Consider the following 8,135-nt stretch of genomic DNA (forward strand, 5'->3'; position numbering starts at 1 on the left):
TCATTGCGCCGGCTGAATCTCGAACAGGCGGGACAGATGGCCTTCGGGATCGGCGATGAGATCGTCGAAGGAACCCTGTTCGGCGACACGGCCGTCGTGGAGGACGACGATGTGGTCGGCGCGGCGGATGGTGGACAGACGATGGGCGATCACCAAGGTGGCGCGGTCGCGGGCGGCGGCCTGGAGGGTGTCGGCGAGGCGGGCCTCGTTCTCGGGGTCCAGGTTCGCGATGGCCTCGTCGAGGATGAGGACGGGGGCGTCGACGGCCAGGGCGCGGGCGATGGCGACACGGGCGCGTTGACCGCCGGAGAGCATGGCACCGCGTTCTCCGGCCGTCGTGTCCGGGTCGAGACTCAGCCGGGCCTGGGCCAGCGCGGGCACCGGATCGGCGGAGGGTGCGCCGAGGCGGACGTTGTCCCCGATCGTCCCGGCGAAGAGGTGGACGTCCTGGGGGACGACGGTGACGTGGGAGGGAAGGTCCGCGACCTGGTCGAGGGGGGTGCCGCCGAGGAGGATGCGTCCGCGGTCGGGGTCCCAGTAGCGCAGCAGCAGGGAGACACAGGTCGTCTTCCCGGCGCCGGACCGGCCGACGAGGGCGACGGTCCTGCCGTGCGGGATCGTGAAGGAGACGCCGCGCAACACCTCGGGCCCGTCGGAGGAGTACCGGAAGTGCACGTCCTCGAAGACCACGTCCGGGCCCGGTGCGGGTGCGGGACCGGCGGTGGGCGCGAGCACCTCGGCCGGAGCGGTGACCAGGCCGTGGACGCGGGCCGCCGCCGCGCGGAGCGTGCCGTACTCCTTGAGCAGCAGGGCCACCTGGGTGGCGGGGCCGAGCGCGCTGGCGGCCAGGACCATGGCGGCGGGCCCGTGCGCGAGCGGCAGATCGCCGGAGCGGACGAGCGCGGCGACGACCAGGAGCGTCCCGGCCGCGGCGACGGCGACGAGCATGTCGAGCAGGGCGGCTTCGAGGCCGCCGCGTCCGGCGTTGGCGGCCTGGACGCGGGCCAGGTGCCGGGTGCGTTCGGTGAGCGCCTCCCGGCGCCGCCCGAGGGCGCCGAACGCGGTGAGCTCCCGCATTCCCTGCACGGTGTCGATGACGTCGGCGGTCAGTTCCGCGGTGGCCTCGCGTAGTTCCTCGCCGTGCCGCCGCGACATCCGGCGCAGCCACAGCGGGAGGGTCAGGACGCACACGGTGACGGGCAGTGACACGAGCAGGAGCCGGGGGTCCAGGATCGCGGTGAGCACCGTGCCGAGGGTGAGGACGGTACCGGCGGTGAGGGACTGGGCGAGGGTGTGGGCGAAGAGCCACTCGAGGGTCTCGACGTCGGAGAGCACGGTCGTGGACAGGTCTCCGCTGCGCCTGCCGAGCCGGCGGGAAGGGATGGTGCGGGCGATGGCGTCGTAGACCTTGCCGCGGAGCCGGGCGAGCACGAGGTAGGCGAGGTCGTGCGCGACGTACATCTCCCACCAGGTCGCGAGGGTGGCGACCAGGACGAGCGCGGCGAGGGTCCCGGCGAACACGTTCAGGGGCGTCGGACGTCCCGCGACGGTGTGACCGACGAGCCAGGCCGCGATGACGGCGATGCCGAGTGTGGCGAGCTGGCCGAACAGGTGCGAGGCGAGGGTCGCGGCGAACGCGCGGCGGTGCTCGCCGACCGTGCGGGCCAGCCACCACATCGGGGACACGGAGGACGCTGAGGGCGCTGAGGGCACTGAGGGCACTGAGGGCGCGGTCATGCGTGGGTCTCCTGAAGTGCGAGAAGGCGGTGGTAGGAGCCGCCGGCGGCGTGCAGGGCGTCGTGGTCGCCGGTCTCGGCCACCTGCCCGTGTTCGAGGACGACGATGCGGTCGGCGTCGCGGACGGTCGAGAGCCGATGGGCGATGAGCAGGCAGGTACGACCCCGCTTGAGGCGGGCCAGGGCCTGCTCACCGCGGACGTCGACGTGTGAGGTCGCCTCGTCCAGAAGGAGGACGGGCGCGTCGGCGAGCAGGGCGCGGGCGATGGCGATGCGCTGGCGCTGCCCGCCCGACAGGGTCGCGCCGCGCTCGCTGAGGACGGTGGCGTATCCGTCGGGGAGGTCGGTGATGAAGGCGTGTGCGTCGGCGTCCCGCGCGGCCTGTTCGAGGTCGGCGTCGGACGCGTCGGGGCGGGCCAGCCGCAGGTTGTCGGCGATCGTTCCGTGGAAGAGGTAGGTGTCCTGGGCGACCACGGCGATCCCGGCGCGCAGGGTGCTCAGGGTGAAGTCGGCGAGCGGGGAACCGTTGATCGTGATGTTCCCCGAGCCGGGGTCGTAGTGCCGTTGCAGGAGTGCGGCGATGGTGCTCTTGCCCGCTCCCGACGGTCCGATGAGCGCGACGCTCTCGCCGGCGGCGATGGTGAACGTCACGTCGCGCACGGCCTCGACGGACGCGCCCGGGTAGGTGAACGTGACGCGGTCGAAAACGATCTCGGGACGGTCCGGGAAGGCCGTTCTCGTGCCGGTGTCGGAGACTACGGGCTCGGCCGACAGCAGGTCCTCGAGCCCGTCGACGGCGGTGATCCCGAGGTAGCCGGCGTGCCAGTACTCCGACAGCTGGCGGACCGGGCGGAAGCACTCGACGGTGATCATGAGGACGACGAACACCGACCAGGCGCTGGGGGAGGTGGCCGAGACGGCGGCGAGGACCGCGGCGGCGGTGCCCGCCTGGACGAGGAGGGCGCTGACCCCGGTCTCGATCAGCGACACCTTGAGCTGGCGCATCGTGGTGGTGTACAGCTCGTGGGCCCGGCCGGCGAGCCTGCCCCCGAGGCGGCCGACTGCGCCGAACGCGCGCAGGGTCGCGACGCCCTGCATGGCCTCCAGGTAGTCGGCGGCCAGGTCGGCGAAGGCCTTCCAGCGCGTCCGGCCGCGGCGCAGCAGCGTCGCGTCCCACAGCCTCGGGATCACCAGCACGCCGGCGACGGCGGCGGCGAGGACCGTCGCGGCCGCCGCGTTCACGGAGAACAACCAGCCGACGAGCGCGACGGGGACGCAGATCGTGACGACGACCTGTGGCAGGTAGCGGCTGAAGTAGGCGTCCAGGCCCTCGACACCGTCCACGACGGTGGTCTGCACCGAACCGGTGCGGGCCTCGGTGAGGTGGGCCGGGCCGAGCAGTTCGAGCCGTTCGACCAGGCGGTCGCGCAGCCGGGCGCGGATGTGGGCCCCTGCCCAGACGGTGACGGTCTCGCGCGCCCACAGCAGCACGGCCCGGCCGGCGATGACCACGAACGCCCAGACCAGAAGCGTGACGGTGGTGTCGTGGTCGCCCCGGGCCAGGGCGGCCAGCGCCCCCGCGAGCAGGAGCGCCTGCCCGACGTAGGCGGCCGAGACCGCCAGGCCGAGGCCGACGCACGCGGCCAGGGGGGCCTTGACGGCGCCGGACAGTTGCAGGAGGCGACGATGGACGATCATGATGCTTCCTTTCTGGCGCCGATGACGGCTCCGTGCACGATCACGGCCGTGCCGGCCTCCTGGCCGAGGGCCGCCCCGAGGTCCGCCGGGCCCCAGCTGCCGATCGCGCGGGCGGGCAGGCCGCGGGCCGCGGCTTCCAGCAGGGCCAGATGCACGGTGAGTCCGGCATGGAGGTGCTCGGTGAGGTAGTCGCGCCGCGGCGCCGTGTACAGGAGCACGGCGGCGGCACTGGACAGCAGGTCCTGACCCGCGGCCCAGGAGGCGAGGACCGGGCGCGCGTCGCCCCGGGCCACGGGTCCGGCGGCGCTGAGGATCCCCGTTTCTGTGGCGGCCATGAGGCCGGTGCCGTCCAGCAGCCGCCGCAGGTCCGCAGCGGCGGGGACACCGGAGAAGTCGTCGCCGCTACGCCGTCCCAGGAGCAGCTCGGCAGGGTGACGCGGTGTCGTGAGAGGCGCCCAGGTGGGCACGCGGACGACCGACAGCAGTTCGGCGAGCGCGTCCAGGACGAGGTCGCCGGGCCTGGGAAAGGCGCCGGGTGTCGCCGGCCAGCCGGGGGGTTCGCCGATCGCCAGCGCCGCCAGGCCGTAGCGCCCGCCGGTGAGCCCGTTCAGCGTCGCGGCGTCCGCCTCCCGCTGGAGGTGGCAGTCGAGGCCGAGGGCGGACGCCGCCGCGGCGATGGCGCCGATGGCGTGACCGGTGTCCAGAAGCAGGCTGGGGAGGCTGCGCGCGCCGTACTTCCACAGGGTCCGTTCCGGCGTGAGGGACAGCACGATGGCGAAGTCCGCGGGGTCGGACCCCTCGGTCCAGCCGGCGAGGGCGTGGTCGACCGGGTCGTAGCGGTGGGCCCGGCCGCGGTGCACGACGTAGGCGTCCACGGGGTAGAGGGCGCCGGCCGACGGGACCCGCCGTGGGCGGACCCTGCCGGGGACCGCCGCCAGGGCGAGGTCCAGCAGCGGGCCGATCCGTCCCTGACCGGGGTGGCGCGGCAGGGGCGTGCCCCGGTCGTCGTGGTGGGTGGGCGGCTGGGTGCCGGGGGCGGGGAGGTGGCCGTCGTAGGGGCCGCGGGCGGCGTCGTCGGCGCGCCGGACGGCGGGCGGCATCATGGACGTCATCACAGGTGGGGTGGCGGGGCCAGGGTGATGTTCCCGTCGACTCCGTACAGGTCGGCCAGGTGCTTCCACCGGGGCGAGCCCAGGTAGGGGTAGGCGGCGGGACTGTTGGGGATCAGGCCGTCCACGGACGTCCTGGCCACCCGCAGGCCGGTCTCCCGGATGTCGGAGGTGGTGATGTCGACGGTGATGACCCGTCTGCCCGTGGCGGTGATCTCACCGACGAGGTCCCCTCCCCGGGCGACGTCGGCGACGTCCACGACCACACCGGGGTCGGTGAACCGGGCGAGCAGGGGATGCATGCGCTCGTCGAGCCAGACCTGGGCCTGGGCCGCGAGGTCCTTGACCGCGCGGAAGTCGGCTCCGGCGGAGTCCAGATAGGCGCGGTCGGCGCGCCAGGGCAGGTAGGAGTGCCGGGCCAGGACTCCGCGGCGGATCGCGTCGTAGGCGGCGCCGTCCTCGTCGATGAGGCCCAGCGCGGCGATCCATACCTGGACCGCTTCCTGCGCGGCTTTCATGCAGGCCTCGGCCGGATCGGCGCGGCACGCGAACCCGGCCGCCGCGATCCTCTTCTCCGGGTCGAAGGCCAGGGCCGCGACCACCGGGGTGCCGAACTCGCTCGGCACCTCGACCAGGTGGAGGGTGAGCCGGCTGCCTCGCCAGGCGTCGGCGAGGCCGGGGACGGAGGCGACGTCGATGCCTCGCGCGGGCAGGCCGAGTCCCCACCACACGGTGACCGCGTCGCGCTCGACGACCTCCAGCAGCGCCCGGTGGGACGCATCCTCCAGACCTTGCCCGCAGGCCACCCCCGCGTAGTTGAGGTGGTGGTGGCGCACCTCGCCGCGGCGCGGGCCCTGATGCCAGTTCAGGTACGTCCACGAACCGGGGACCAGTACCTTCTCTCCCTCGTGCGTGCGGCCCTCGGCCCACAGGATCGGGTCGTCGTGACGCCAGGGCCGGTAGGGGAATCCCGGCCGGCCGTACTGCTCGTCGGAGAAACCGGGCAGGTCGTCGGGGCCCTGGTGGGCGGTCGTCAGCTCGGAGGCGCGGGCGCGCAGGAGCGTGTCGGGGATGTTGTTGCCGCAGTAGCGTTCCACGGCCTCGCCGATGGCACCGACCCGGGCGGACTCCTCGTCGCCGAAGGACGTTCCCGCGGCGATGAGGTCGGCGAGCCAGAGGCCGAACCGGCGGGTGTCGCCGACGTCGGCGATCATGCACCGGTAGCGGTCCGGCATGCCGTCGAGATGCGGATACGGAGTGATCTGCCGGATCACCCCGCAGACGGGATCGACGAGCCTGTTCATGCGGTCTCCAAGGTCAGCCGCACGTCCGACACCTCGCGGCGGGAAGGGCGGAGCACGGTCGCGATCAGCGGGTCGGTGTCGGTGTGGGGGTGGCGGACGTGCAGGGGGAAGTGGTGCGCGGCGATCTCCGCGCGCAGCCGGGTCCCGGCCGGGAACCGGTGGACCACGGTCGGGAGCGTCAGGTCGGCCTGTTCGCACAGGGCGTGCCCGAGCTGGATCGCGGTGCCGTCGGGGCGTTCCTCCGACAGTCTGGCCACCCAGTCCCCCGGGCCGTCCTTGGTGCCGGCGAACCGGATGCGCGGACGGCCCGCGACGGTCAGATCCCCGGCCAGCGGCTGGCTCACCGCGACGACGACGTCGGTCCGGTCCGCGTCGCCCGCCACGTCGACCGGGCCCATGCGGGAGGGGAAGGGGTCACGCGGATCGGCGGTGAAGGCGCCCGAGCCCTTCAGTTCGAGTTCCAGGCGGCCTTCGCCGAACCCCTCGATCCAGTCCCGGGTCGACTCCACGGCAAGTCGCGCGCCGGACCTGGGCGGTTCGCCCGACAGTACCGCGGTCGTCCAGGCGGTGAGGAATCCGGACGCGCGCTCGGGGTGCAGGAGCGGGCGAGCGCCGTTGCGGTCGCGGTGGATGAGGCCGAGGTCGTGCTGCCAGGGCCCGACGAGCAGCTCGGCCGGCCCCTGCCATCCTCGCCACAGGTCGATCGCGGCATCGAGGAACGGATCGTACAACCCGGCGACCGCGAGCAGCGGCGTGCGCGAGACGGGTGCGGGCTCGGGCGCCGCGTTCCAGGCGGCCTCCCAGCCGGGCAGCGCGATACCGAGGCGTTCCGGGATCCCGGTGACGGGCAGGTGCGTGAGGGCTTGCGGATCGTCGGCCAGTCGCAGATCGAGCAGCCCGGTGCGTTCGGTGCGGCAGGCCGCATACGTGCTCCACCACCAGGCGTGGGAGTACAGCTTGGCAGGCCCCGCGGGCTCCCGGGTCGTCTCGCGCAGGCCGAGCGCCGGGACGGCGGCGATGACGCCGGTGAGGGAGTCGGCGATCTGGAGGGCGCAGAACGCGGCGTAGGACGACCCGTAGCCGATGAGGCGGCCGTCGCACCACGGCCGCCCGGGCAGCCAGGCGGCCAGTGCGAGGCCGTCGGCCCGTTCCGTCTCGTAGGGCCGCCACGTCCCCGGCGACTCGTGCCGTCCGCGGACGTCCTGCACGACCACGCCGATCCCGCGGCGCGCCCAGCCGTGCGCCTCGGCCAGATGCCGTGCCTTGCCGTAGGGGGTGCGGATCACCAGCAGCGGATGCCGCCCCGAGGCGTGCGGGAGGACGACGTCGCAGGCCAGGCCGTCCGGCGCGGCCAGATCGGTGAGCAGGGCCGTCACCGGCGTTCCGGGCGGGGATGAAAGGCCGGCAACGGCAGGATCGGGTGGTCGGAGACCCTCTGGGTGAGCAGGTCGACCATCCGCAGCGTACGGGTCCGGGGACGGCCGGCCTCGAGCACCGCCAGGTCCGCGGCGAGCAACCCCGCGACCAGGTGCGCCTCGATCGTCCCGACGGCCGTGGAGGCGTGCTCGGGCCGGGCCGTCCAGTAGGCGGCCAGGTGGTCGGGGCTCTCGGAGGCGGCGAGCCTGCGGGCGCGTACGTGCGAGTGAGACAGGTCGGCGCCGGTCAGGGTCAGCGGTTCCAGCACCGCCGTCGCACCCTCGACGGAGCAGCGCTGCCAGACGGCTCCGGCCTGCACCGCCGCGACGCCGAACGGTTCCCAGTCGGCGGGCGGCAGGTCGTCGCAGCACCAGGTCAGCACCGTGCGGCCCGGAACGACGTTCGTGAGCGCCTCGTCCGGCCGCGCCGTCCGCGTCACGAACCCCGCCTGCCGGAGCAGGTCGTGCAGGGCGGTGGCGATCAGGCCGTCGCCGACGACGAGTACCGTCCGCTCCGGCGCCCCAGCGGGGGCCGCCAGCAGGCCACGTTCCTCGAACGCCAGGACGGCGCGTTCGGGGAGGTCCCCGAGGCCCCCCTTGAGGTCGATGTTCAGGTCCAGGAACTCTCCCGAGGAGGTCCGCAGGACAGGGTGGCCGTCTTTGGTGTAGATCGCGGTGCCCGCCGCGAGCCCGCGCTCCTGTTCGTCGATGCCTGGCACGCCGGTCGCCTTTGCTCGTGTGTCCTGGAAGCTCGTGTGTCCTGGAAGGAGGGGTGGGGGGGGGGGGGGGGGGGGGGGGGGGGGGGGGGGGGGGGGGGGGGGGGGGGAGGGGGGGGGGGGGGGGGGGGGGGGGGGGGGGGGGGAGGGGGGGGTT

General features: G+C 74.0%; 6 protein-coding genes. All 6 read right to left on the minus strand.

The window, feature by feature from the left end:
• Genes ACZ6RT_RS27345 through ACZ6RT_RS27370 form a run of 6 tightly spaced genes read right to left on the minus strand, consistent with a single transcriptional unit; the run spans nucleotide 1 to nucleotide 7,981 of the window.
• Nucleotides 1-1,677: an ABC transporter ATP-binding protein gene (locus tag ACZ6RT_RS27345; RefSeq protein WP_470156982.1), complete on the minus strand. Its 1,677-nt coding sequence runs from the start codon at nucleotides 1,675-1,677 to the stop codon at nucleotides 1-3.
• 56 nt (nucleotides 1,678-1,733) lie between these two features.
• Nucleotides 1,734-3,434 carry an ABC transporter ATP-binding protein/permease gene (locus tag ACZ6RT_RS27350; RefSeq protein ID WP_470156983.1) on the minus strand — a complete coding sequence of 567 codons (1,701 nt, stop codon included), beginning with the start codon at nucleotides 3,432-3,434 and terminating at the stop codon, nucleotides 1,734-1,736.
• Nucleotides 3,431-4,546, minus strand: a complete 1,116-nt coding sequence (locus ACZ6RT_RS27355; RefSeq protein ID WP_399191516.1) for a nitroreductase family protein — start codon at nucleotides 4,544-4,546, stop codon at nucleotides 3,431-3,433. The genes ACZ6RT_RS27350 and ACZ6RT_RS27355 overlap by 4 nt, the downstream gene beginning before the upstream one ends.
• Nucleotides 4,546-5,847, minus strand: coding sequence for a YcaO-like family protein (locus tag ACZ6RT_RS27360; RefSeq protein WP_470156984.1), 1,302 nt, complete (start codon nucleotides 5,845-5,847; stop codon nucleotides 4,546-4,548). Before ACZ6RT_RS27360 ends, ACZ6RT_RS27355 begins: the two co-directional genes overlap by 1 nt.
• Complete coding sequence (locus ACZ6RT_RS27365; RefSeq protein WP_470156985.1) at nucleotides 5,844-7,223, minus strand: CocE/NonD family hydrolase; 1,380 nt, start codon at nucleotides 7,221-7,223, stop codon at nucleotides 5,844-5,846. Before ACZ6RT_RS27365 ends, ACZ6RT_RS27360 begins: the two co-directional genes overlap by 4 nt.
• The gene (locus tag ACZ6RT_RS27370; protein ID WP_470156986.1) at nucleotides 7,220-7,981 is read right to left on the minus strand and encodes a hypothetical protein; all 762 of its coding nucleotides are present in this window, start codon (nucleotides 7,979-7,981) and stop codon (nucleotides 7,220-7,222) included. The genes ACZ6RT_RS27365 and ACZ6RT_RS27370 overlap by 4 nt, the downstream gene beginning before the upstream one ends.
• Between the last annotated feature and the right edge of the window lie 154 nt (nucleotides 7,982-8,135).

The sequence above is a fragment of the Streptosporangium sp. NPDC050148 genome (assembly GCF_055586505.1).

Bases quoted from the DNA above. Each gene is read 5' to 3' on its own strand.
- ACZ6RT_RS27355 (WP_399191516.1), bottom strand. From the start codon at position 4,546: ATGACGTCCATGATGCCGCCCGCCGTCCGGCGCGCCGACGACGCCGCC.
- ACZ6RT_RS27345 (WP_470156982.1), bottom strand. From the start codon at position 1,677: ATGTGGTGGCTGGCCCGCACGGTCGGCGAGCACCGCCGCGCGTTCGCC.
- ACZ6RT_RS27350 (WP_470156983.1), bottom strand. From the start codon at position 3,434: ATGATCGTCCATCGTCGCCTCCTGCAACTGTCCGGCGCCGTCAAGGCC.
- ACZ6RT_RS27360 (WP_470156984.1), bottom strand. From the start codon at position 5,847: ATGAACAGGCTCGTCGATCCCGTCTGCGGGGTGATCCGGCAGATCACT.